The organism is Mycobacterium sp. 852002-51971_SCH5477799-a (assembly GCF_001667145.1).
Classification (GTDB): Bacteria; Actinomycetota; Actinomycetes; order Mycobacteriales; family Mycobacteriaceae; genus Mycobacterium.
In genome coordinates this window covers 33,686-56,856 of the sequence record NZ_LZIF01000053.1, presented here as the reverse complement: position 1 = coordinate 56,856, position 23,171 = coordinate 33,686, and the positions used below count along the sequence as shown (strand labels likewise).

17 protein-coding genes, 1 tRNA gene and 1 pseudogene are annotated in these 23,171 nt (G+C 66.6%); 13 read left to right on the top strand and 6 right to left on the bottom strand.

Annotation, left to right across the window (positions count from 1 at the left end; all coding sequences use genetic code 11):
* A complete protein-coding gene (gene cmrA / locus A5753_RS06525; protein WP_067124661.1) occupies positions 1-807 on the bottom strand; it encodes a mycolate reductase in 807 nt (268 codons plus the stop codon).
* A 68-nt stretch (positions 808-875) separates the two neighbouring features.
* Between cmrA and A5753_RS06520 the strand changes: the two genes are divergently transcribed.
* Positions 876-2,216, top strand: a complete 1,341-nt coding sequence (locus tag A5753_RS06520; RefSeq protein ID WP_067124658.1) for an MFS transporter — start codon at positions 876-878, stop codon at positions 2,214-2,216.
* A 16-nt stretch (positions 2,217-2,232) separates the two neighbouring features.
* On the opposite strand, the gene A5753_RS06515 is transcribed toward A5753_RS06520, so the two are convergent.
* Positions 2,233-3,009, bottom strand: coding sequence for an MmpS family transport accessory protein (locus tag A5753_RS06515; protein ID WP_082971190.1), 777 nt, complete (start codon positions 3,007-3,009; stop codon positions 2,233-2,235).
* 63 nt (positions 3,010-3,072) lie between these two features.
* The gene (locus A5753_RS06510) at positions 3,073-3,729 is read right to left on the bottom strand and encodes a TetR/AcrR family transcriptional regulator (protein WP_067124656.1); all 657 of its coding nucleotides are present in this window, start codon (positions 3,727-3,729) and stop codon (positions 3,073-3,075) included.
* Between the two features lie 183 nt (positions 3,730-3,912).
* Between A5753_RS06510 and A5753_RS06505 the strand changes: the two genes are divergently transcribed.
* The 8 genes and pseudogenes from A5753_RS06505 to A5753_RS06470 all read left to right on the top strand — a co-directional run bounded on the left by A5753_RS06505 (position 3,913) and on the right by A5753_RS06470 (position 13,637).
* Positions 3,913-5,511: a carboxyl transferase domain-containing protein gene (locus A5753_RS06505; RefSeq protein ID WP_067124655.1), complete on the top strand. Its 1,599-nt coding sequence runs from the start codon at positions 3,913-3,915 to the stop codon at positions 5,509-5,511.
* 5 nt (positions 5,512-5,516) lie between these two features.
* Positions 5,517-7,532, top strand: a complete 2,016-nt coding sequence (locus tag A5753_RS06500) for an acetyl/propionyl/methylcrotonyl-CoA carboxylase subunit alpha (RefSeq protein WP_067124652.1) — start codon at positions 5,517-5,519, stop codon at positions 7,530-7,532.
* The gene (locus tag A5753_RS06495) at positions 7,529-8,695 is read left to right on the top strand and encodes an acyl-CoA dehydrogenase family protein (protein ID WP_067124648.1); all 1,167 of its coding nucleotides are present in this window, start codon (positions 7,529-7,531) and stop codon (positions 8,693-8,695) included. Before A5753_RS06500 ends, A5753_RS06495 begins: the two co-directional genes overlap by 4 nt.
* Positions 8,692-9,266, top strand: a pseudogene (locus A5753_RS06490) (MaoC family dehydratase). Before A5753_RS06495 ends, A5753_RS06490 begins: the two are co-directional and overlap by 4 nt.
* A complete protein-coding gene (locus A5753_RS06485; RefSeq protein ID WP_067124642.1) occupies positions 9,263-10,084 on the top strand; it encodes a CoA ester lyase in 822 nt (273 codons plus the stop codon). The pseudogene A5753_RS06490 and the gene A5753_RS06485 overlap by 4 nt, the downstream one beginning before the upstream one ends.
* Positions 10,085-10,323: 239 nt before the next feature.
* A complete protein-coding gene (gene pdhA, locus A5753_RS06480; protein ID WP_197694606.1) occupies positions 10,324-11,406 on the top strand; it encodes a pyruvate dehydrogenase (acetyl-transferring) E1 component subunit alpha in 1,083 nt (360 codons plus the stop codon).
* Positions 11,407-11,415: 9 nt separating this feature from the next.
* Complete coding sequence (bkdB, locus tag A5753_RS06475; protein WP_067124639.1) at positions 11,416-12,471, top strand: 3-methyl-2-oxobutanoate dehydrogenase subunit beta; 1,056 nt, start codon at positions 11,416-11,418, stop codon at positions 12,469-12,471.
* A complete protein-coding gene (locus A5753_RS06470) occupies positions 12,468-13,637 on the top strand; it encodes a dihydrolipoamide acetyltransferase family protein (protein WP_067124637.1) in 1,170 nt (389 codons plus the stop codon). The genes bkdB and A5753_RS06470 overlap by 4 nt, the downstream gene beginning before the upstream one ends.
* Before the next feature lie 39 nt (positions 13,638-13,676).
* Here the strand turns inward: A5753_RS06470 and A5753_RS06465 are convergent, their stop codons facing one another.
* The 3 genes from A5753_RS06465 to A5753_RS06455 form a co-directional block, all read right to left on the bottom strand.
* Positions 13,677-14,447, bottom strand: coding sequence for an enoyl-CoA hydratase (locus A5753_RS06465; RefSeq protein ID WP_067124632.1), 771 nt, complete (start codon positions 14,445-14,447; stop codon positions 13,677-13,679).
* Between the two features lie 446 nt (positions 14,448-14,893).
* Positions 14,894-15,304 (bottom strand): hypothetical protein, encoded by a 411-nt coding sequence (locus A5753_RS06460; protein ID WP_067124627.1) that lies wholly within the window; start codon positions 15,302-15,304, stop codon positions 14,894-14,896.
* Positions 15,305-15,853: 549 nt separating this feature from the next.
* A tRNA-Arg gene (locus A5753_RS06455) sits at positions 15,854-15,930 on the bottom strand.
* Positions 15,931-16,116: 186 nt separating this feature from the next.
* Here A5753_RS06455 and A5753_RS06450 point away from each other — a divergent pair.
* From A5753_RS06450 to A5753_RS06435, 4 genes are all read left to right on the top strand, one after another.
* Positions 16,117-17,364 (top strand): alpha/beta hydrolase, encoded by a 1,248-nt coding sequence (locus A5753_RS06450; RefSeq protein ID WP_067124624.1) that lies wholly within the window; start codon positions 16,117-16,119, stop codon positions 17,362-17,364.
* Positions 17,365-17,501: 137 nt separating this feature from the next.
* The gene (locus A5753_RS06445) at positions 17,502-18,971 is read left to right on the top strand and encodes a wax ester/triacylglycerol synthase family O-acyltransferase (RefSeq protein ID WP_156655973.1); all 1,470 of its coding nucleotides are present in this window, start codon (positions 17,502-17,504) and stop codon (positions 18,969-18,971) included.
* Positions 18,968-20,809, top strand: coding sequence for an HAD-IB family hydrolase/lysophospholipid acyltransferase family protein (locus A5753_RS06440; protein ID WP_067124618.1), 1,842 nt, complete (start codon positions 18,968-18,970; stop codon positions 20,807-20,809). The genes A5753_RS06445 and A5753_RS06440 overlap by 4 nt, the downstream gene beginning before the upstream one ends.
* Positions 20,806-23,160 carry a glycerol-3-phosphate 1-O-acyltransferase gene (locus A5753_RS06435; RefSeq protein WP_067124615.1) on the top strand — a complete coding sequence of 785 codons (2,355 nt, stop codon included), beginning with the start codon at positions 20,806-20,808 and terminating at the stop codon, positions 23,158-23,160. The genes A5753_RS06440 and A5753_RS06435 overlap by 4 nt, the downstream gene beginning before the upstream one ends.
* Positions 23,161-23,171: the final 11 nt, after the last annotated feature.

The following is a 23,171-nucleotide window of genomic DNA, read 5'->3' as shown; positions in this document are numbered from 1 at the left end:
CTACCCGCCACCGAGCTTCTTGTAGAACGCGCCCACGATCGGCGCCACGATGGCGCGCGGACCGTACCCGCTGGCCACCGACATGGCCTTCGACGTCAGGCCAGGAACGACGCGCATCTTGTTGCGTGCCAAGGCATCCAGCGAAACCCGCGCGGTGTGCTCGGTCGAGATCCACAGGAAATCCGGCACCAGCCGCTCGACGATCGAGGCCTCGGCGTCGTCGGGCAGGTCGGTGCGTACCGGGCCCGGCGCCAGCAGCGTCACATTGACGCCGGACCCGCGCAGTTCGCCGCGCAGCGATTCGCTGAAGGTGTTCGCGAAGGCCTTGGTGGCCGCATAGGTGGCGTTGTAGGGGATCGGCGAATTGCCTGCCGCCGAACCGGAGATCAGGATTCCGCCGGACCCACGCTCGACCATCCCCGGCAGCACCGCCAACGCAAGGTCATGCACGCCAAGGACATTCAGCTGCAGCTGGGCTTTTTCGCCGGCCGGATCGAGCCGGGCGACCGGGCCGAAGGTTGCGGTGCCCGCGTTGGCGCACAGGATCGAGATGGGGCGGGCGGCCAGCTCGTCGCACAGCTTCGCGCGTTCGCCCGGATCGGCCAGGTCGGCGGGGCGCACGTCGACAGCGACGCCGTACTTGTCGGTGAGGCGGGCGGCCAGCTCCTTGAGCAGGTCTTCGCGGCGCGCGGTGACGATCAGGTTGTATCCGCGTGCGGCGAGTTCGGTGGCGAGCGCTTCACCGATGTTCTGCGAAGCTCCGGTGACAACGGCGCGCGCCTCGGGGCTTGGGGCGGGTAGCGGCATGCGCCAATCGTAGACAGCGGTCCGAACGCGGCCCGCAGGCGATCGCGAGCGCCGATAGAGTGCCGGGCATGAGCCAGCCGGAGCCGCGGCCCGCCACCCCCGCGCGATCGCGCGTGGTGGCATGGGCCCTCTGGGACTCTGGCTCGACCGGTCTGAACGCGATTGTGGCGACGTTCGTCTTCTCCGTCTATCTGACCAGCAGCGTTGGGGTGGGAGTATCCGGCTCCACCACGCCGGCGAGCTGGCTGGGCCGCGCGGCGGCCATCGCGGGGCTGACCGTCGCGGTGCTCGCGCCCGCCGTCGGCGTGTGGGTGGAGTCCGCGCATCGCAGGCGGGTGGCGCTGAGCGTGCTGACGGCCGCGGCGGTGACGCTGACTTGCCTGATGTTCTTCATCCGCGAGCGCCCCGGCTACCTGTGGGCGGGTCTGGTGCTCCTTGGGGCGACGGCGGCCTGCGGCGATCTGGCCAGCGTCCCCTACAACGCCATGCTGCGTCAGCTCTCGACGCCGCAGACGGCCGGGCGGATATCCGGATTCGGCTGGGCGGCCGGCTATGTCGGCAGCGTTCTGCTGCTGCTGGTGATCTACACCGGCTTCATCTCCGGATCCGGCAAAGGGCCCGATGCGACGCGCGGCCTGCTGCGAGTTCCCCTGCGGGACGGGCTCTATGTCCGCGAGGCGATGGTGGTGGCTGCGATCTGGTTCGCGGTGCTGGCGCTGCCCTTGTTGTTCGTCGCGCACCGACTGACCGAGTCGTCGGAGGCCCACCGGTCGACGAGCATGCTGGGCGGCTATCGCAAGCTGTGGACCGAGGTCGCCGCGGAATGGCGCCGCGACCGCAACCTGGTCTACTTCCTGTTAGCCAGCGCGCTCTTTCGGGACGGGCTGGCGGCGATCTTCGCGTTCGGGGCGGTGCTCGGCGTCAACGTGTACGGCATCTCGCAGGCCAACGTGCTGATCTTCGGGGTGGCGGCCAGTGTGATCGCCGCGGTGGGCGCGGTGCTGGGTGGGTTCGTCGACCACCGCGTCGGCTCAAAGCCAGTCATCGTGGCGTCACTGTCGGCGATCGTCGTCCTGGGACTGACCTTGATGGCGCTGTCGGGACCGGTGGCCTTCTGGGTGTGCGGGTTGGTGCTGTGCATGTTCATCGGGCCGTCGCAGTCGTCGTCGCGCGCTTTGCTACTGCACATGGCCAAGCACGGCGGGGAAGGGGTGGCGTTCGGTCTCTACACCATGACCGGGCGGGCGGTGGCGTTCGTGGCGCCGTGGCTCTTCTCGCTATTCGTCGACGCCTTCGGTGCCGTGCGGGCCGGACTGGGCGGGATCTTGCTGGTGCTGATCGCCGGACTGCTGGCGATGCTGGCCGTCCGGGTCCCACTGCGCGCCGCCGCGGTAGCCGAGCCCTCATAGCCCGTTGGGGTAGCGCCTAGCCGCGGGCGTCGCACACCGTGAGACCGCCGCCGACGCGTTTGCTGATCTGAACCCCGTCGATGGTGAGCGTGCAGGTGACGCTGTGGCCGATGTTGACGATCGTGACGTTGGCCGGGTGGGTCGCCGATTTCGACAGGCTCACCTCTTTGCTCCACGGCAGCGCGACGTTGAATTCGGTCTGGATGAGGCCGCCGGTGTCGATGTACATGATGCTGATCGCGCGGCCCTCACCCGAGACGGTGTAGACGACGTCCTGCATCGCGGCCGGTCCGGTCGTCTCGGACGGCAGCTCGGGGCCGCTGGTCGGCGGTATCGGGGCCGGAATGAGCGACGGCGACCGGTGCGTCGACGTCGTCGGGATCTCCGTGCTCGGCTCCGGCATCGCCGGCAACGGCGGGACGGCGGTCTGGGTCTTGATCGCGTCGTTCGCCAGCACCAGCGCAATCACCAAGGCGACGACCAGCAGCACCGCCGCGCCGGCGCCGATCCACAGCCATCGCGACGACTTCGGGGCGTCCGGCGGCGGGGGAGCCATGCCCGGCGGTATGTCGCCCGACGGGCCAAGGTCGTGCTGCCAATACGCCGGCAGCGGCTTGGTCGTGTTCGTCTCGTTCGGGGTGGGCGCCCAGGGCGGTGTTGCCCCGCCATAGCTCTGCGCGTAGGGAGTTTGGTCGGCGTACGCGGGATCAGCGGAGGGCGAGTACCTCGGCTGTTGGGGCCCCGGCTGCGATGTGGGAAACCGCTCGGTGGGACGTGAATCGTTCATGTCCACCTCATGGCTTGCAGGGTACCTGGACCGGGTGTTGAAGGCCTGAGCCAGCTTACGACGGGGAGCTCAGGGGCAATGATTTCCGGCCGCGAGCGCGGCCACCGTCATCGCTCGCATGACGGCGCGCGACCTCGCGGCGCGGCCGGACCTGCCGCGCAGAGTATCCGCGGGCTTGATGCTGTGCGGTGTCGAATTCAACAGGCCGAACACGGCGTGCGCGGTCAGCCGGGCGTCGGCCTCGGCCAACTCGGGGTTTAGCTCCCGCAGCACCCCCACCCAGACCTCGACATATTGACGCTGGGATTTGCGCACCTGCTTTTCGGCGGCTTCGGGCAGGTACGCGAGGTCGCGATCCTGGATGCGAATGAGGTCGGGCTCGTTGAACACGAAGTCCAGGTGAAAGTCGATCAGCCCGTCGAGTGCGGCCGCCGCGTCGGTGCTCTCGGAGTGCACCCGCCGCGCACCGGCGAGCAACCTGGTGCTGATGCCCACCAGCAACTCGACCAGCAGCGACTCCTTGTTCGGAAAGTGGCGATAGATGGCCGGACCGCTCACCCCGGCCGCCGCACCGATGTCTTCCAGCCGCACCGCGAGGAAACCACGCTCAGCGAACAGCCGTTCGGCGGCGGACAGCAGTTGCAAGCGACGGTCGGACTTCAACTGGCTCCGGCGATTTGGGGCGTCGACGGGACCGGCTCGCCCCTCGGAGGAGGACGCTGTCATGACGGACCTCCGCTTGGTCAATTGGCCCTAACGTAGCACGAGTTATTCGCGATTAACTCGCACTTTTCGCCACGCGTGGTGCCGCCTGGACCGGCAACGGCGGCAATGGTATTCTCACCTCTTGAGTTAATCGGCATTAACTCAAAACCCCGACCGCACGACGGCAAGGAGGCTGCTGCGGCGATGGACAACCTGGTGGCCTCGCCCGCCGAGGCCGAGGCGTCGTACTCCGATGAGCACCGCCGGCTGGTCGGCGAGCTGAACGCCAAGCTGGCGGCGGCGGCGCTGGGCGGAAACGAACGCGCACGGGAACGTCACGTCAGCCGCGGCAAATTGTTGCCCCGCGAGCGGGTGGACCGTCTGCTCGACCCCGGCAGCCCTTTCCTGGAGCTCTCACCACTGGCCGCAGACGGCATGTATGGCGACGAGTCTCCCGGGGCCGGGATCATCACCGGCATCGGGCGCGTGTCGGACCGCGAGTGCGTGATCGTCGCCAACGACGCGACGGTCAAGGGCGGCACCTACTACCCGATGACAGTCAAAAAGCATCTGCGCGCCCAAGAGGTGGCGCTGCAGAATCGGCTGCCGTGCATCTACCTGGTGGACTCCGGGGGCGCGTTTCTGCCCCGGCAGGACGAGGTCTTCCCCGACCGAGAGCATTTCGGCCGCATCTTCTACAACCAGGCGACCATGAGCGCCGAAGAAATCCCGCAAGTTGCGGCGGTGCTCGGTTCCTGTACCGCCGGCGGCGCGTATGTGCCGGCGATGAGCGACGAGGCCGTCATCGTGCGCGAGCAGGGCACGATCTTCTTGGGTGGTCCGCCCTTGGTCAAGGCGGCGACCGGGGAGATCGTGTCGGCCGAGGAACTGGGCGGCGGCGACCTGCATTCCCGGGTTTCCGGTGTCACCGACCACCTCGCCGACGACGACGAGCATGCCCTGCGGATCGTCCGCGCGATCGCGGCCACCTTCGGTCCGCGCGAGCCGAGCCCTTGGGACGTGCGATCTCCGCTCCCGCCCACGTGCGCACAGACGGAGCTCTACGAAGTCGTGCCGCCCGACCCGCGGGTGCCCTACGACGTGCACGAGGTCATCGTGCGGCTGGTCGACGGCGGCGAAATCAGCGAATTCAAGGCCAATTACGGCAAGACGCTGGTGACCGCGTTCGCCCATATTCACGGCCACCCGGTGGGCATCGTGGCCAACAACGGCGTACTCTTCAGCGAATCCGCCTTGAAGGGTGCGCATTTCATTGAGCTGTGCGACAAGCGCAAGATACCGCTGCTGTTCTTGCAGAACATCGCCGGCTTCATGGTCGGCCGCGACTACGAGGCCGGCGGCATCGCCAAGCATGGTGCCAAGATGGTCACCGCTGTCGCCTGCGCGCGGGTGCCCAAGCTGACCGTCGTGATCGGTGGATCCTATGGGGCGGGCAACTATTCGATGTGCGGCCGGGCGTATTCGCCACGCTTCCTGTGGATGTGGCCGAATGCCCGCATCTCGGTGATGGGCGGCGAACAGGCCGCCTCGGTGCTGGCGACCGTACGCGGCGAGCAACTTGCCGGCGCCGGCAAACCGTGGTCGGCCGACGAGGAAGAGGAGTTCAAGGCGCCCATTCGCGAACAGTACGAAAGTCAGGGCAACCCCTATTACTCCACGGCTCGGCTTTGGGACGACGGGATCATCGACCCCACCGACACCAGAACCTTTGTCGGACTGGCTCTTTCGGTGTGCGCCCAAGCACCGCTAAAACCCGTCTCCTACGGCGTCTTTCGGATGTGAGTGCAGTGTTCGAGACCGTTCTAGTGGCCAACCGCGGCGAGATCGCGGTACGGGTGATCCGAACTTTGCGCCGGCTGGGCATCCGCTCGGTCGCCGTCTACAGCGATCCCGACGACGGCGCGCGCCACGTGCTCGAAGCCGACGAAGCGGTGCGGCTGGGGCCCGCAGCGGCCCGCGAGAGTTATCTGAACATCGACAAGGTCGTCGAGGCGGCCATGCGCACCGGATCCCAAGCGATCCATCCGGGGTACGGATTCCTCTCCGAGAACGCGGATTTCGCCGCCGCCTGCGAGCGAGCCGGAGTGGTGTTCCTGGGGCCCCCGGCCCGGGCGATCCAGGTGATGGGCGACAAGATTACCGCCAAGAACGCGGTCGCCGCCTTCGATGTCCCGGTGGTGCCTGGTGTCGCCAAGCCCGGGCTGAACGACGACGAGCTGGCTGCGGCCGCGGACGAGGTTGGGTACCCGGTCCTGATCAAACCGTCGGCGGGCGGCGGCGGCAAGGGCATGCGGTTGGTGGAAGAACCGGGCAGGCTGCGCGAGGCGCTGGTGGGGGCGCGGCGCGAGGCCGCTTCGTCGTTCGGGGACGACACGCTGTTTCTGGAACGATTCGTGTTGCGGCCCCGGCACATCGAGGTGCAGGTGCTCGCCGACACGCACGGCAACATCGTGCACCTCGGCGAGCGTGAGTGCAGCCTGCAGCGCCGCCATCAGAAGGTGATCGAAGAGGCGCCTTCGCCGTTGCTTGACGAGGCGACGCGGGCACGCATCGGGGCGGCCGCCTGCGATACCGCGCGCAGCGTTGATTACGTCGGCGCGGGCACGGTCGAGTTCATCGTCTCCGCCGACCGGCCCGACGAGTTCTTCTTCATGGAGATGAATACCCGCCTGCAGGTTGAGCATCCGGTCACCGAAGCGGTCACCGGGCTGGACCTGGTCGAGTGGCAGCTGCGAGTGGCCGCCGGCGAGAAGCTCGCGTTCGCCCAGGACGACATCGAATTGCGTGGGCACGCCGTCGAGGCCCGGGTGTATGCCGAGGATCCGGCGCGCGGCTTCCTGCCCACCGGCGGGCGGGTGCTGCACGTTTCCGAGCCGTCCGGCGACGGCGTGCGGGTCGACTCCTCGCTATTGACTGGCACGCTCGTCGGCAGCGACTACGACCCGATGCTCAGTAAGGTGATCGCGCGCGGCGACGACCGCGGCGAGGCGCTGGCGAAACTCGACCGCGCGCTGAGCCGAACCGTAATCCTGGGCGTCCAAACCAACGTCGAATTCCTCCGATTCCTGCTCGCCGACCAGCGGGTGCAGGCCGGGGATCTGGACACCGCGCTGCTCGACGAGCGCCTGGCGGACTTCGCTCCGCTGCCGGCTCCCGATGACGTGCTCGCCGCGGCCGGCCTCTATCGGCAAGCGGCCCTGGCTTTGCGCGCTCGCCGCTTAGGCGACAATCCCTGGGCGGCGCCGACCGGATGGCGGGTCGGCGGTAACCCCGCGCCGGTCCGCACCGATATGCGCACGCCGCTGCGCAGTGAGACGGTGTCGGTGCGGGGGATACCCGAGGCGGCCACGGTGCAGGTCGGCGAAGGTGAAACTCATTCCGCCGCCGCGCACGTCGAACCGACACGGTTGAGTATGACGCTGGACGGTGTGCGCCGGGACTACCGCTGGGCCGAAGCGGACCGGCACCTGTGGATCGCCGATGAGCGCGGAACCTGGCATGTGCGTGAAGCCGAGGAAAATAGAATCCATCGCGCCGCGGGCGCGCAGCGGGCCGAGATCGTCAGTCCGATGCCCGGCAGCGTGATCGCGGTCCAGACATCCTCGGGCACCGACGTTTCCGAGGGCGACGTAGTGGTTGTCGTCGAGGCGATGAAAATGGAACATTCGCTTGCCGCACCGGTCTCCGGACAGGTGGAAGTACTGGTCTCCGTTGGTGATCAGGTGACGGTGGACCAGGTGCTGGCTCGACTGGTGCCCGAAGAGTCCAGCGCGGCAGCCGATTCGAGTAAGGACACGTCATGACCACATCCATCACCGCGGGGACATTGCCCAAGGAATACGAGGATCTTCGCGACACGGTCGCCGAGTTCGCGCGCACCGTGGTCGCGCCGGTGTCGGCCAAACACGACGAGGAGCACAGCTTCCCGTACGAAGTCGTCGCCAAGATGGGGGAGATGGGCCTGTTCGGCTTGCCGTTCCCCGAGGAATACGGCGGCATGGGCGGTGACTACTTCGCCCTTTCGCTGGCGCTCGAGGAACTCGGCAAGTTCGACCAGTCGGTGGCGATCACCTTAGAGGCCGGCGCCAGCCTCGGCGCCATGCCCATCTACCGGTTCGGCACCGAGGAGCAAAAGCAGAAGTGGCTGCCGGACTTGACCGCCGGCCGTGCCCTCGCCGGCTTCGGGCTTACTGAAGCCGGGGCGGGCTCCGACGCCGGAGGAACCCGCACCACGGCCCGGCTCGACAACGGCGATTGGGTGATCAACGGCAGCAAGCAATTCATCACCAACTCCGGCACCGACATCACCTCGTTGGTCACCGTCACCGCCGTCACCGGAACCGCCGCGAACGGCAAGAAAGAGATCTCGTCGATCATCGTGCCCAACGGCACACCGGGTTTCACCGTCGAACCGGTGTACAGCAAGGTCGGCTGGAACGCGTCGGATACGCACCCGTTGAGCTTCGACGATGTCCGCGTCCCGGAGGAGAACCTGTTGGGTGGCCGGGGCACCGGTTACTCGAACTTCTTGTCCATCCTGGACGAGGGTCGCATCGCGATCGCTGCGCTGGCGACCGGGGCGGCGCAGGGCTGCGTCGACGAAAGCGTCAAGTACGCCAAGGAACGCCAGGCGTTCGGTCAGCCGATCGGTGCCTACCAGGCGATCAGCTTCAAGATCGCGCGGATGGAGGCGCGTGCCCATGTGGCACGCACCGCGTACTACGATGCGGCCGCAAAGATGTTGGCGGGCAAGCCGTTCAAGAAGGACGCAGCGATCGCGAAGATGATCGCGTCGGAAGCGGCGATGGACAACGCCCGCGACGCAACCCAGATCCACGGCGGCTACGGCTTCATGAACGAATATCCGGTGGCGCGGCACTACCGCGACAGCAAGATCCTCGAGATCGGCGAAGGGACTACCGAAGTGCAGTTGATGCTCATCGCGCGATCGCTGGGACTGTCATGACGCGCGCCGGCGACGATGCAGAGCGAAGCGATGAGGTGGGGGCACCTCCCGCTTGCGGGGGAGAGCGGCGCTGATGACGGATGCCAAATCGGTTGTCCAGCGTGGCTTGTGGTTTGAGGAATTCGAGATCGGCACCACTTATCTGCACCGGCCGGGCCGCACGGTGACCGAGGCAGACAACGTCTTGTTCACCACGCTCACCATGAACACCCAGTCGCTGCACCTCGACGCGGCCTGGGCTGCGGAACAGCCGGGGTTTCGGGGCGAGCGACTGGTGAACTCCATGTTCACCCTCTCCACGCTGGTCGGTCTGTCGGTGTCGCAGTTGACGCTGGGCACCATCGTGGCCAACCTCGGCTTCTCCGAGGTGTCCTTCCCCAAGCCCGTCTTCCACGGCGACACCCTGTACGCGGAGACCGTGTGCACAGGCAAGCGCGAATCCAAAAGCCGGCCCGGCGAAGGCATCGTCACCCTCGAGCACACGGGACGCAACCAGCACGGCGACGTCGTCGCGCGTGCCGTGCGCACCACGCTGGTGCAGAAGCGCCCAAGCAACCAGGAGACCAGGTGAACCTGCAAGCCGCCGGCCCCGGATGGCTGTTCTGCCCGGCCGACCGCCCCGAGCGTTTCGCCAAGGCCGCCGCCGCCGCCGACGTGGTGATCCTCGACCTCGAGGACGGCGTGGCCAAGGCGGACAAACCCGCGGCGCGTAAGGCGCTGCAGGAGACACCGCTGGACCCGGAGCGCACCGTCGTGCGGGTCAACGCGGCCGACACTGCGGAATATCCTCTCGATCTCGAAGCCCTGGGCGGCACCGCGTACACGACGGTGATGCTGTCCAAGACCGAATCGGCCGCGCAGGTGACGGCGCTCGCGCCACGCGAGGTGATCGCCCTGCTGGAGACGCCGCGCGGTGCGGTATTCGCCGCCGAAATCGCGGCGGCACAGGGCACACTGGCGCTGATGTGGGGCGCCGAGGACCTGGTCGCGACGCTCGGCGGGAGCTCCAGTCGCAAGGCCGACGGCTCCTACCGCGACGTCGCCCATCACGTGCGGTCGACCGCCCTGCTCACGGCGTCCACCTTCGGCCGCGTCGCGCTCGACGCGGTGCATCTGGACATCCGCGATCTTGACGGCTTGCGGGAGGAGGCCGAAGACGCCGTCGCGCTGGGCTTCGGCGGAACCGTGTGCATCCACCCGAGCCAGATTCCGGTGGTGCGCGAGGCGTATCGCCCCACCGAGGAGCGACTGGACTGGGCACGACGGGTGCTGACCGCGGCGCGGTCCGAGCGCGGAGTCTTCACCTTCGAGGGACAGATGGTCGACTCACCGGTGCTCAAGCACGCGCAGATGACGTTGCGCAGGGCGGGTGAGGCCGTCCCCGAGTGACGGCTGCATTACCGCCGGACGGGCGCCGAAGCGCGACACGCTGTGCCGTTCTCGCAATCAGCCGGTCTCTTCCGGTTTGAGCGCATAATGGTGAGTACGTCAGTGTCGCGGCGAGCGAAGCCTTTCGTGTAGCTGGCGATCGATCTCCGCTCGCGGTAGATCCCGGCTGACCGTTAGCCGGGACCCGCTGTGGTCTACCGGACCACGCGGCACCCCACGAGGGAGGCGGTGTGGCGCAGATGTCTTCGACGGCCATGACTGTCGATCTCGAGCCGGTACAACTCGTGGCCCCCGATGGTTCGCCGACGTCCGAAAACCGCTACAGCCGTGAGCTTCCCGCGGAGACGCTGAGCTGGCTCTACGAGATGATGGTGATCACCCGCGAACTGGACGGCGAATTCGTCAACCTCAAGCGGCAAGGGGAGCTGGGACTGTATGCTTCCTGCCACGGTCAGGAAGCGGCACAGGTTGGTGCCGCGGCGTGCCTGCGCAAGACGGACTGGTTGTTTCCCCAGTACCGGGAACTCGGAGCATTTTTGGTGCGCGGCATCCCGCCCGGACACGTGGGGGCGGCGTGGCGCGGAACCTGGCACGGCGGCCTGGACTTCACTAAAAAATGCTGCGCTCCGCTGTCGATTCCGATCGGCACCCAGACCCTGCACGCCGTGGGCGCGGCGATGGCCGCCCAACGCCTGGGCGAGGATTCGGTGACAGTGGCCTTCCTCGGCGACGGCGCCACCAGCGTGGGAGACGTGCACGAGGCGTTGAACTTCGCGGCCGTGTTCAACACGCCCTGCGTGTTCTCCGTGCAGAACAACCAATGGGCGATCTCGGTGCCGATATCCAAACAGACCGCCGCACCGTCGCTGGCGCACAAGGCGATTGGTTACGGCATGCCCGGAATCCGGGTGGACGGCAACGACGTGCTGGCCTGCTATGCGGTGACGGCCGAGGCCGCCGCCCGGGCCCGCGCGGGCGGCGGCCCGGCATTGATCGAGGCGGTCACCTACCGCTTGGCCCCGCACACCACTTCCGATGATCCGAGTCGATACCGGACGCAGGACGAAGTCGACCACTGGACGGCGCTGGAACCGATCGCGCGATACCGCAGCTACCTGCAGGCCCAGGGCTTGTGGTCGAAACGGTTGGAGGAAAGGGTCGTTGGCCGCGCGAAGCGGATGCGGGCCGAACTGCGCGACGCGGTGTTTGACGCACCCGATTTTGACATCGACGAGGTGTTCACGTCGGTGTACGCCGAAATCACCCCGGGGCTACAGGCGCAGCGATTGCAGCTGCGGGCCGAACTGGACCGAAGTGATTGAGAGGCGTCCATGACCCAGCTCGCCGATCGTCCGGCCGGCCACGACGAAACACTCACAACGGCAGTGCAGAACGTCGCGTTCGGCACCGAGTCGTTGACCATGGTGAAGGCGCTCAACCGCGCGCTGCACGACGCGATGGCCGCCGACGATCGGGTGTTGGTGTTCGGCGAGGACGTCTCGGTCGAGGGAGGAGTGTTTCGGGTAACCGAGGGGCTGGCCGCGGCGTTCGGCGAGAAGCGCTGCTTTGACACGCCACTCGCCGAGTCCGCCATCATCGGGATTGCGGTGGGCCTGGCACTGCGTGGCTTCGTTCCGGTACCCGAGATCCAGTTCGACGGGTTTTCTTACCCTGCATTCGATCAGGTGGTCAGCCACCTGGCGAAGTATCACACTCGGACCCGCGGTGAAATCAACATGCCGGTGACGGTGCGCATCCCTTCCTTCGGGGGAATTGGTGCCGCCGAGCATCATTCGGACTCCACGGAGTCGTACTGGGCACACACCGCCGGCTTGAAGGTCGTGGTGCCGTCCAGCCCGGCTGACGCGTACTGGCTACTGCGTCACGCGATCACCTGCCCGGACCCGGTCATGTTTTTGGAGCCAAAGCGCCGGTACCAGGGCCGCGGCCCGGTCGACGTCACCAGGCCCGAACCGCCGATCGGGCAGGCGATGGTGCGCCGGGCCGGCACCGACGTGACCGTCGTAACCTACGGCAGTTTGGTCAGCACCGCGGTCGGTGCCGCCGAAGCGGCGCAGCGGCAACGGGATTGGAGCCTGGAGGTCATCGACCTGCGGTCCCTGGTGCCACTCGACTTCGACACCGTCGCCTCTTCGATCCACCGGACCGGGCGCTGCGTGGTGATGCACGAGGGCCCGCGAAGCCTGGGGTACGGAGCGGGCTTGGCCGCCCGCATTCAAGAAGAGTTGTTCTACGAGCTTGAGGCGCCGGTGTTGCGCGCCTGCGGGTTCGACACCCCGTACCCGCCTGCGCGGCTGGAGAAGTGGTGGTTGCCCGGCCCCGACCGGCTATTGGATTGCGTCGAACGCGTGTTGGCGCAGCCATGAGCGACGGGCGAATCAAGTCGTTTCGGGTCCCCGATCTCGGCGAGGGACTCGAAGAAGTTACGGTGACGCAGTGGCACGTGGCGATCGGTGACGACGTCGAACTCAATCAGGTGCTCTGCACGGTGGAGACCGCGAAGGCCGAGGTGGAAATCCCGAGCCCGCACGCCGGACGGATCGTCGAAATAGATGGCGCCGAAGGTGATGTGGTCAGCGTGGGAGCGGTGCTGCTGCGGATCGACACGGTGCCGCTCAGCGGTGACCTGCCTACCGCCGAAACAGCGGTGCCCACGCTGGTCGGCTATGGCGCCGACTCCGGCATCGACACCAGCCGGCGGCCCACCCGCCCGCTCGCCGCCCCTCCGGTGCGAAAGCTGGCCAAAGAGTTGATGGTTGACCTCAACTCGGTGCAGCACCACGCCGGCGCCATCATCACCCGGGAGGACGTGCTGTCGGCTGCTCGGGGGAACGGCAATGGCGCCGATGTCCGGCCGGTCCGGGGTGTGCAGGCCCGGATGGCGGAGAAGATGACCTTGTCGCACAAAGAGATTCCGGCAGCGAAGGTCGGTCTGGAGGTCGACTGCACCGAGCTGGTCCGACTGTCGGACCGGATGAGTTCGGCGGAGGAGACCATATCGCCCTTCGTGCTGGTGTTGCGAATGGTCGTCATCGCGTTGCGCCACAACGAGCTGATGAATTCCACCTGGGTCGACTCGCCGCAGGGACCGCAGGTTCGTGTCGAGCATTGTGTGCATCTGGGCATCGCCGTGGCCACCGAACGTGGGCTGCTGGTCCCGGTCATCACGGACGCCCACAGCAAGACGACCCGTGAACTGGCCGGCAGGGCAGCCCATTTGATCGTCGGTGCCCGTGCCGGCAGCCTGGGGCCGGGGGAGTTGCGAGGCTCGACATTCACCGTGACGAATTTCGGGGCGCTGGGCGTGGACGATGGGGTGCCGGTGATCAACCACCCCGAGGCGGCCATCCTCGGCATGGGTGCGATCAGGGCGCGGCCAGTGGTCGTGGGCACACAGATCGTGGGCCGCCCGACGATGTCGTTGACGTGCGTATTCGACCATCGCATTGCCGACGGGGCGCAAGCGGCCCAATTCGTCTGCGAATTAAGGGATCTGATCGAGTCGCCCGAAACCGCACTGCTGGACCTGTAAGTCTCGCGTCGGGAGTGCGCCCGTGCGGGGCACCACTACCTACCTGCGTTGCGCCGCGGCCAAACGCTGTGCGAATTCCGGCGATTGGATGGAATGGGATTGCGGACCGAGCTCCGCACGCATGGCGAACTGATGCTGCTCGGTGTCCAGCGATCCGGGACTGGCGGTGGAGCGCATGGTGGCCTTGGTCGCCAGCACCACGTCCCGCGGAGCCGCCGCCGGACCGGCGGCAAGCTCCAGCGCCGCAGCGACCGGATCTTCGGCCACGGTCAGCGCCAAGCCGTGCCGCACGGCGGCGTCGGCGTCGAAGCGCATACCGAACAAGAGGGCAGCGCGGGCGACCTGCGGGCCGACCGCCCGCTGCAGCATCCACGTCGCACCTCCGCCGGGGTGCAGCCCCAGCTTCTGGAATCGCGCGTCGAACACGGCGGTGGGTCCGGCGATGCGCACATCGGCCGCCAGGGCCAAGTTCAGGCCCGCGCCCACCGCCGCGCCGTTGACAGCGGCAATGGTGGGCAATCGGCAACTACCGACGGCCATGAAGCCGTCATAGAGCTTTTTCAGGCCCGTCTCGGCCGCTCCACCGCCGGCAGCACCGAGGGCGCTGAGGTCGGCGCCCGCGCAGAATGCCTTGCCCGCCCCGGTGACCACCACGGCATGCACATCGGCGTCGGCTTCGGCCCGCTCGACGGCCTCGCGCAGCTGCCCCGACGACTCGGCACTTATCGCATTGCGCCGGTCGGGGTCGTTGACGGTGATGAGCGCAACGCGGTTGGTGACCTCGAAAAGGATCGGTTCGGACTGGGCCATCGGGCACCTCCGGCTTCGCTTTCTGGCTGTGAATTGACCCGTCCACACCGTTCATCGGCGGCAGCGCCACGGGCGAGGTAAGACTACTTCGCGGCGCATGCGCGGCCCGGGCCGGTATAAGCGTGATTAGCAAAACCAGCAGCACAACGCGGGAATTCCGCATCGACCACCGTGGTATTGGCTTGCCGCATCGGCCGAACGACATTAGCCCTGCGCCCGACGCGCCATTGGCCCTGCCGCGGGAAGGCGCAGACCTTTGCGGAACGCACGACGGATATTGGAACGCAATAGTAATAATGGATTTATCAAAACGTTATCTGCCACGTTTGGCATCTTCGGCCAAATCTCTCAGCCGACGTGCCAAAATGTTCGCATGACACCGGCGCTACGGCCGGGCACCGACGCTGACTGCCGGCTCGGTTGAGCGCCCAAAATTACGCGATCCGCTACAGCTCGGGTTTCGCTAGCTTCTTCGCCAGCTCATCGAGTTCGGCTTGGCGCTCCCGCACCGCACAGCCCCGCCGCTCGATCCGTGTCCCATGCGAAATCGCGCGCGGCAGCGCATTGCTACGCAACTTATTGTTCGCATAATGGATTGCAGCGTCGATCATTTCGATGTATCGCTCCGCCTCGTGTTCTGCGCAGGAACCCTCGATACGCTGGACTTCGTCCCAACAGGGATAGGAAGAGTATCGGGCGTCGAGTTGCTGCTGAGAGATCTGCGCCCCGAAATAGCGGCGCCAGTCGCGGCTCAACCAACCCCTGGTCTTGACTTCAACTTTGATTCGATTGCCAACGCCCGCTATGAACGTCGGCTCCCCGACGCGCACCACCGGCTGCCATTCATTCGCCGCCATATATCGCCAACCCTCTCGAAGAGAAGACGCTCTAGCCAGGCTCTCGCCGTAAGCGCCGTCTGCTCGTCTGACAACGGTGTGGGATTATTAAACCGCATTCTTTTAACATTGGCTTCGGCTTTTGCCCGGTTACCCGGCTGTACGAACACCAACTAAATGGCATTACCGGTGGTGTCGGGTAGTGCTTTGCACTGATCGCGACGGCGGAAAATTGCCTTGACCTGCGCGTCACTGTGCGCCGGGCCGTCGCCTGGGTGCCGGTCCCTCCGGAGCTTGGCGCCGCCTCCACCACTGAACATCCGCTTGGAGTCGCTGCTGCCTCATCCGTCACTCCGGCACCTGTCGCTCAACACGAGTTGACTTTCGAATTCGATGGCACCCGCGCTAGCCGTTCGGGAATGCGGTCGAGCCCGTCGGCGGGGCGATCAAGGATCCGTTGAGGATCTGTCAAGGTGCGCAGCGCACGCTCATGTCAGCCCAAAAGGCATCCCAATCGGCATCGACGCTAGGAGCACCTCATGCGAACAACGGCGTACAGGACACGCCACATGGTGCCCCCGGCACGACTCGAACGTGCGACCTAGGGATTAGAAGGCCCTTGCTCTATCCACCTGAGCTACGGAGGCAATGTGCAGGTCAGTCTATCCAACCGCGCCCGCCGACCCGATTTCCCGCCGCCACGCGCGCGAAAACCCTTCCGGCACCGCATTTATCGGTTATGGTGGGGACCCTCGACACACGTACAACATCTGCCGGCAATCGGCCGTTAACCGCAACGAGGCGTGTGCATAACGTCGAGGGGTGGCATTGCAATGAGCGTGGCCAGTGCTTTGACTTCACACCGCTCGTGGGCGGGCGCCCAAGCGGCACGCCTGGCGGCCGACGCCCGCGATGTCTATCAGCTGGGCAATCTGGTGCTGCGCGGCGGGCCGTTCGCTCTGGGCTGCTTCGCCGGCTGGCTGTTCACCGAGTTCCCTCCCCACGTGGTGACCGGGCACGCGCTGTCGCGGGTTGCCCATCCGTCCGTCGGCCGCGTCGGCACGGCGTGGGCCGCCCAGCGGGCGGATCGAGCCCTAACCGCCGCCCTCGAGGAGTCCTTTGGACCGGAGTATCGCGAGCAAATATGCCACCCGGCCGCCGTCGGGGCCCTGTGCGCCCCGCGCGGTCGCCTGTTGAGCAGGCCCGGTCCCCACCGCCGTTACGCGGCCCAGACTTCCGACATCTCCTATGGTCCGAGTCCGCGCGACAACCTGCTCGACGTCTGGCGGCGCGATGATTTGGCGCCCGGCTGCCGGGCGCCGGTGCTGATCCAGGTGCCGGGCGGAGCGTGGGCGCTGAACGGTCGGCGTCCGCAGGCCTACACGTTGATGAGCCGAATGGTCCAACTCGGCTGGATCTGCGTCTCGATCGATTACAGCAAAAGCCCGCGCGCCACGTTCCCTGCGCACCTCATCGACGTCAAAAGGGCAATCGCGTGGGTGCGGGAGAACATCGCCGACTACGGCGGCGACCCCGACTTCATCGCGATCACCGGCGGATCGGCGGGCGGACATCTGGCCTCCCTGGCGGGGCTCACCCCGAACAACCCCGCCTTCCAACCCGGCTTCGAAGACGCCGACACCACCGTGCAAGCGGTGGCGCCCTACTACGGCGTCTATGACTTCACCGACTTCGAGAACATGCACGAACTGATGCTGCCGTTCCTCGAGCAATTCGTGATGAAGGCCCGCTACGCCGACGAGCCGGAGCGCTTCACGGCGGCCTCCCCGGTTTCCTACGTGCACAGCGACGCGCCTCCCTTCTTCGTACTGCACGGCGAGAAGGACGAGTTGGTGCCCAGCGGCCAGGCCCGCGCCTTCTGCGCGGCGTTGCGCGCGGCCGGCGCGGCCACGGTGGCCCACGCTGAACTCGGCAACGCCCACCACGCTTTCGACATCACGCCGACGGTCCGATCGCGGCTGGCCGCTGATGCGGTCGCCGATTTCCTCGGTGTCGTCTACGGGCGGCGCGTCAGCGCGCTGCTGGATTCGCTGCCCTTGTCGGCCACTTCGGCCGGCTGAGCCCGCGCCCCAGTAACCGCCGCTCCTTTCACCAGGGCGGTAACCCGACTAGCGTTGGGTAGACCATTGGGGTTGGTTGGGTCCAAGGCAGGAGGCTTGATCGACGGTGACACGGTTGGCGCGTCGAGCTGATGACCATGGCTGAGGCCGTCGAGGCGATCAAGTTGTCCGACGAGCTCGGACCGGTCGACTACCTGCTGCACAGGGGAGAGGCAAACCCTCGCACCCGGTCGGGACTCATGGCGCTGGAGCTCCTGGACAACACACCGGACTGGGAACAGTTCCGCACCCGTTTCGAAAGCGCGTCCCGGCGGGTGCTGCGGCTGCGGCAAAAGGTCGTCGTGCCGACCTTGCCTACGGCGGCGCCGCGCTGGGTGGTAGATCCCGATTTCAACCTGGATTTCCACGTGCGCCGGGTGCGGGTGTCCGAACCCGGCACGCTGCGTGAGGTATTCGACCTCGCCGAGCTCATCCTGCAGTCGCCGATGGACATTTCGCGTCCGCTGTGGACGGCCACTCTGGTCACCGGTCTGGCCGACGGAAAGGCCGCGGCGCTGCTGCACGTCAGCCACGCCGTCACCGACGGTGTCGGCGGGGTCCAGATGTTCGCCGAGATCTATGACCTCGAACGCAATCCACCGCCCAGGCCGAACCTGCCGCTGCCCGTCCCGCAAGACCTGACATCCAATGATCTGATGCGCCAGGGCATTAACCACCTGCCCTTCGCCGTTGTCGGCGGCGTCGTGAGTGCGCTGTCCGGCGCGGTATCGGCGGCCGGGCGGGCCGTGTTGGAACCGACGGCCACCGTTTCGGGCATCGTTGGGTACGCCATGTCGGGCATGAGGGTGCTCAACCGGGCCGCCGAGCCGTCGCCGCTGCTGCGTCGGCGCAGCCTGGTAACCCGCAGCGAGGCGATCGATATTCCGCTGGCCGACTTGCACAAAGCCGCGAAAGCCGGCGGCGGGTCGATCAACGACGCCTACCTCGCCGGGCTGTGTGGCGCCTTGCGCCGTTACCACGAGGCGTTCGGCGTGCCGATCAGCACGCTGCCAATGGCGGTGCCGGTCAACCTGCGGGCCGAAGCGGATACGGCCGGCGGCAACCGATTCACCGGCGTCAACCTGGCGGCGCCGATCGGCACCGCCGACCCCGTTTCCCGGATGAAGAAGATTCGCGCGCAGATGACGCAGCGCCGCGACGAGCCCGCGATGAACATCGTCGGTTCGATGGCGCCGGTGCTCAGCGTCTTGCCGACCGCGGTGCTGGAAGGGATCACCGGCTCGGTGATCGGCTCCGACGTGCAGGCCAGCAATGTGCCGGCCTTCCCTGGGGACACCTACATCGCCGGCGCAAAGGTCTTGCGCCAGTACGGTATCGGACCACTGCCCGGTGTGGCGATGATGGTTGTGCTGATTTCGCGGGGCGGGTGGTGCACCATCACCGTGCGCTACGACAGGGCCTCGGTGCGAAACGATTCGTTGTTCGCTCAGTGCCTGCTGGAAGGTTTCGACGAGATCCTGGCACTGGCAGGCGACCCACCACCGCAAGCGGTGCCCGCCTCGTTCACCGAGCCGGCCGTGTCGTCTCGATCGGTGGCGGGCTCATGAGCGCCTCGAAAGCACAGGGAGACAACCGCGAAACCCCCGGATCGGACATGCGCCTGCCCGGTTCGGTGGCGGAGATTATGGCCAGCCCCGCCGGGCCGAAGATCGGCGCGTTTTTCGACCTGGACGGGACATTGGTCGCCGGGTTCACCGCGGTCATCCTGACTCAGGAGCGTTTGCTGCGGCGCGACATGGGCGTGGGGGAACTGCTCGGCATGGTGCAGGCCGGCCTGAGCCACACCCTCGGTCGTATCGAGTTCGAGGACCTCATCGGTAAGGCCGCAGCGGCGCTGACCGGGCGACTGCTCGACGACCTGGAAGAGATCGGTGAGCGGCTTTTCGTCCAGCGGATCGAGTCACGGATCTACCCGGAGATGCGCGAGCTGGTGCGTGCCCACACGGCCCGCGGCCACACCGTGGTGCTCAGCTCGTCGGCGCTGACCATCCAGGTCAACCCCGTCGCGCGTTTCCTCGGCATTGCCAACATGCTCACCAACAAGTTCGAGACCACCGAGGACGGCATGCTCACGGGTGGCGTCGAGAAGCCGATCCTGTGGGGTCCGGGCAAAGCCGCCGCGGTACAACGCTTTGCCGCCGAGCACGGCATCGATCTCAAGGACAGCTACTTCTACGCCGACGGTGACGAGGACGTCGCCCTGATGTATCTGGTCGGTAATCCCCGGCCGACGAATCCCGAAGGCAAGATGGCGGCGGTGGCCAAGCGCCGCGGTTGGCCCATCTTGAGATTCAGCAGCCGAGGTCCGGTGGGTCTGCGACGGCAGGTGCGCACCCTTGCCGGACTGGGCTCGATTGTCCCCGTCGGCGCCGGCGCAGTGGCAATGGGTGTGCTGACCGGTAGCCGGCGGCGGGGCGCCAATTTCTTTACTTCCATTTTTTCCCAAACCGTGCTGGCGACCACGGGAGTGCACCTCAATGTCGTCGGGAGAGAGAATCTGACCGCGCAACGTCCGGCCGTTTTCATCTACAACCACCGCAATCAGGTGGACCCGGTGATCGCGGGTGCGCTGGTCAACGACAACTGGGTTGCCGTGGCCAAGAAGGAATTACAGAAGAATCCGATCATGGCCCTGCTCGGCAAAGCGTTGGACGGGGTTTTCATCGACCGAGACGATTCGGCCTCCGCGCTGGAGACGATGCGCACGGTCGAAGAGCGGGCCAAGAACGGACTTTCCATTGTGATGGCGCCGGAAGGCACCCGGCTGGACACCAATGAGGTCGGCCCCTTCAAAAAGGGTCCATTTCGTCTCGCGATGGCCGCCGGCATCCCGATCGTTCCGATCGTGATCCGCAACGCCGAGCTCGTTGCCGCCCGGAACTCGACCGTCATCAATCCGGGGACAGTCGACATCGCGGTCTTTCCGCCGATCTCGGTACAGGACTGGACGCTCGACACGCTGCCGGAGCGCATAGCCGAGGTTCGCCAGCTGTACCTGGACACCCTCGCCAATTGGCCCGTCGACGAACTTCCCGAGGTGGATCTTTTCGCCGAGAAGAAGGCGGCGGCCAAGAAGGCGGCGGCCAAGAAGGCGCCGGCCAAGAAGGCGCCGGCCAAGAAGGCGCCGGCTAAGAAGGCGCCGGCTAAGAAGGCGCCGGCTAAGAAGGCGCCGGCTAAGAAGGCGCCGGCCAAGAAGGCGCCGGCTAAGAAGGCGCCGGCTAAGAAGGCACCGGCCAAGAAGGCCGCGTCAAAAGCGAAGCCGCCCAAGGCAACTTCGCATGAGTCCCAGGCCGCCCTCAACGACGGCGAGGTGCAACGACCCGCCGCCGAGGCGGCGGCCCCCGGCGCCGAGCCACCGGATTCGCCGCCCCGAGGGAATCCGTGACCGAACCGGCTGCAGATAGCAGCGCGGTTCTTACCGGAAGAGACTCGCTGGTATTGGCGTCGATGGCCTCGCCGGTCGAGACGGAACTGGTGACGGCGTGGCTGGATCACCAGCGCGCCGACCATCCCGGAGCGGATTTCGGCTTGGTGAAGCTGCCGGCGCTCGACGCGCCGCCGGAAGCGATGCATGCCCTGGCCGAACAGCTCGAATCCGGACAGGACCGCTCGATCGTGCCGGTGCGAGTGTTCTGGCTGCCGGAGCCCGATCGCGGCCGTCTCGCCAAACTGGCCGGGCTGCTCCCCGGCCGGGATCCCTACCACCCCAACCACCGTCAGCAAGAACAGATAGTGCGGAGCGCTCCCCAGCGCGCACGGGTGGTGGCCGGTGAGGCGGCCACCGTCTCCGAACTGCGCCGGCAGTGGCGCGACACAACGGTCGGAGAAGACAAGAACGACTTCGCCCAATTCGTGATCCGCCGCGCCATCTTGGCGATGGAACGCGTCGAGTACCGAATCCTCGGACCGCAGTACAAGTCGCCGCGGTTGGTGAAGCCGGAAATACTGGCGTCCAACCGGTTTCGTGCCGGCCTGGCCAAAATCCCCGGCGCGACCGTCGACGAAGCCGGAAAGATGCTCGACGAACTCGCCACCGGGTGGAGCAGGGCATCGGTCGACCTCGTCGGGGTTCTCGGCAGAATGCTCAGCCGCGGGTTCGATCCCGAGATCGACTACGACGGCTTTCAGGTTGCGGCAATGCGGGCCGGCCTGGAAGCTCACCCGGCGGTGTTGTTGTTCTCCCACCGCTCCTACATCGACGGCGCCGTGGTGCCGGTTGCCATGCAGGAGAACCGGTTACCGCCGGTGCACGTGTTCGCCGGCATCAATTTGTCGTTCGGAGCGATGGGGCCGTTGCTACGGCGTTCCGGTGTCATCTTCATCCGCCGCAATATCGGCAACGACCAGCTCTACAAGTATGTGCTGCGCGAATACGTCGGTTATATCGTCGAGAAGCGGTTCAATCTGAGTTGGTCCATCGAGGGCACCCGCTCGCGAACCGGGAAGATGCTGCCACCCAAACTCGGCCTGCTGGCCTACGTGGCGGACGCCTACCTGGACGGCCGCAGCGAAGATATTCTGCTGCAACCGGTCTCGATCAGCTTCGACCAGCTGCACGAGACCGCCGAATACGCCGCCTACGCCCGCGGCGGTGAAAAGACTTCCGAAGGCGTGGGCTGGCTGTACAACTTCATCCGCGCGCAGGGTGAACGCAACTACGGCAAGATCTACGTCCGGTTCCCCGAAGCCGTGTCGATGCGCCAGTACCTGGGCGCTCCGCACGGCCCAATGTCCCATGACCCGGACGCCAAACGTCTAGCGCTGCAGAAGATGTCGTTCGAGGTCGCCTGGCGAATACTGCAAGCGACGCCGGTGACGGCAACGGGCCTGGTCTGCGCACTGTTGCTGACCACCCGCGGTGCGGCTTTGACGCTCGGTCAGCTGCACCACACCCTGCAGGACTCCCTGGATTACCTGGAACGCAAACAAGACCCGATGTCGACCAGCGCGTTGCGGTTGCGCAGGCGCGACGGGGTGCGCGCGGCGGTCGATGCACTGTCCCACGGTCACCCCATCACCCGGGTCGACGGCGGCCGGGAACCGGTGTGGCGCATCGCGCCCGAAGAACAGCACGCCGCGGCCTTCTACCGCAACTCTGTGATCCACGCCTTCCTGGAAACGTCGATCGTCGAGCTTGCGCTGGCACACGCCCGCCACGCCGACGGCGACCGCATGGAGGCCTTCTGGGGCCAGGCAATGCGGCTGCGCGATCTGCTGAAGTTCGACTTCTATTTCGCGGACTCGGCGACCTTCCGGGACAACATCGCCGAAGAGATGGCGTGGCACAACAATTGGGAAGCTCACGTCGCCGCCGGGGGTGACGAGATCCGCTCGCTGTTGTTCTCGATGCGTCCGCTGATGGCGGAAGCGATGCTGCGGGTGTTCTTCGAGGCCTATGAGATCGTCGCCGACGTGCTGTGTGACGCACCGGCGGACATCGGACACAAGGAACTGACCGCCTTGGCGCTGGGCGTCGGCAGGCAGTACGTGGCGCAGACCCGGGTTCGCAGCAGCGAATCGGTGTCGACGCTGTTGTTCGCCACCGCCCGCCAGGTCGTCGACGACCAGGACTTGATCGCGCCCGCCCCAGACCTGGCGGAAAGGCGAGGCGCCTTCCTGAAAGAGCTGCGCGACATCCTGCATGACTTCAGATACGTCGGGCAGATCGCGCGTGATCAGTTCGTCGCCCGGGAGGACAAGGCGCGTCAGGACCTTCTGGACAGCCAGACCCGGTAGCCGGTGGTCCG

What these genes read in the sequence shown, in the direction of transcription:
- cmrA (WP_067124661.1), bottom strand. Translation starts at nt 807, where the DNA reads ATGCCGCTACCCGCCCCAAGCCCCGAGGCGCGCGCCGTTGTCACCGGA.
- A5753_RS06520 (WP_067124658.1), top strand. Translation starts at nt 876, where the DNA reads ATGAGCCAGCCGGAGCCGCGGCCCGCCACCCCCGCGCGATCGCGCGTG.
- A5753_RS06510 (WP_067124656.1), bottom strand. Translation starts at nt 3,729, where the DNA reads ATGACAGCGTCCTCCTCCGAGGGGCGAGCCGGTCCCGTCGACGCCCCA.
- A5753_RS06505 (WP_067124655.1), top strand. Translation starts at nt 3,913, where the DNA reads ATGGACAACCTGGTGGCCTCGCCCGCCGAGGCCGAGGCGTCGTACTCC.
- A5753_RS06495 (WP_067124648.1), top strand. Translation starts at nt 7,529, where the DNA reads ATGACCACATCCATCACCGCGGGGACATTGCCCAAGGAATACGAGGAT.
- pdhA (WP_197694606.1), top strand. Translation starts at nt 10,324, where the DNA reads ATGTCTTCGACGGCCATGACTGTCGATCTCGAGCCGGTACAACTCGTG.
- bkdB (WP_067124639.1), top strand. Translation starts at nt 11,416, where the DNA reads ATGACCCAGCTCGCCGATCGTCCGGCCGGCCACGACGAAACACTCACA.
- A5753_RS06470 (WP_067124637.1), top strand. Translation starts at nt 12,468, where the DNA reads ATGAGCGACGGGCGAATCAAGTCGTTTCGGGTCCCCGATCTCGGCGAG.
- A5753_RS06465 (WP_067124632.1), bottom strand. Translation starts at nt 14,447, where the DNA reads ATGGCCCAGTCCGAACCGATCCTTTTCGAGGTCACCAACCGCGTTGCG.
- A5753_RS06460 (WP_067124627.1), bottom strand. Translation starts at nt 15,304, where the DNA reads ATGGCGGCGAATGAATGGCAGCCGGTGGTGCGCGTCGGGGAGCCGACG.
- A5753_RS06450 (WP_067124624.1), top strand. Translation starts at nt 16,117, where the DNA reads ATGAGCGTGGCCAGTGCTTTGACTTCACACCGCTCGTGGGCGGGCGCC.
- A5753_RS06445 (WP_156655973.1), top strand. Translation starts at nt 17,502, where the DNA reads ATGGCTGAGGCCGTCGAGGCGATCAAGTTGTCCGACGAGCTCGGACCG.
- A5753_RS06440 (WP_067124618.1), top strand. Translation starts at nt 18,968, where the DNA reads ATGAGCGCCTCGAAAGCACAGGGAGACAACCGCGAAACCCCCGGATCG.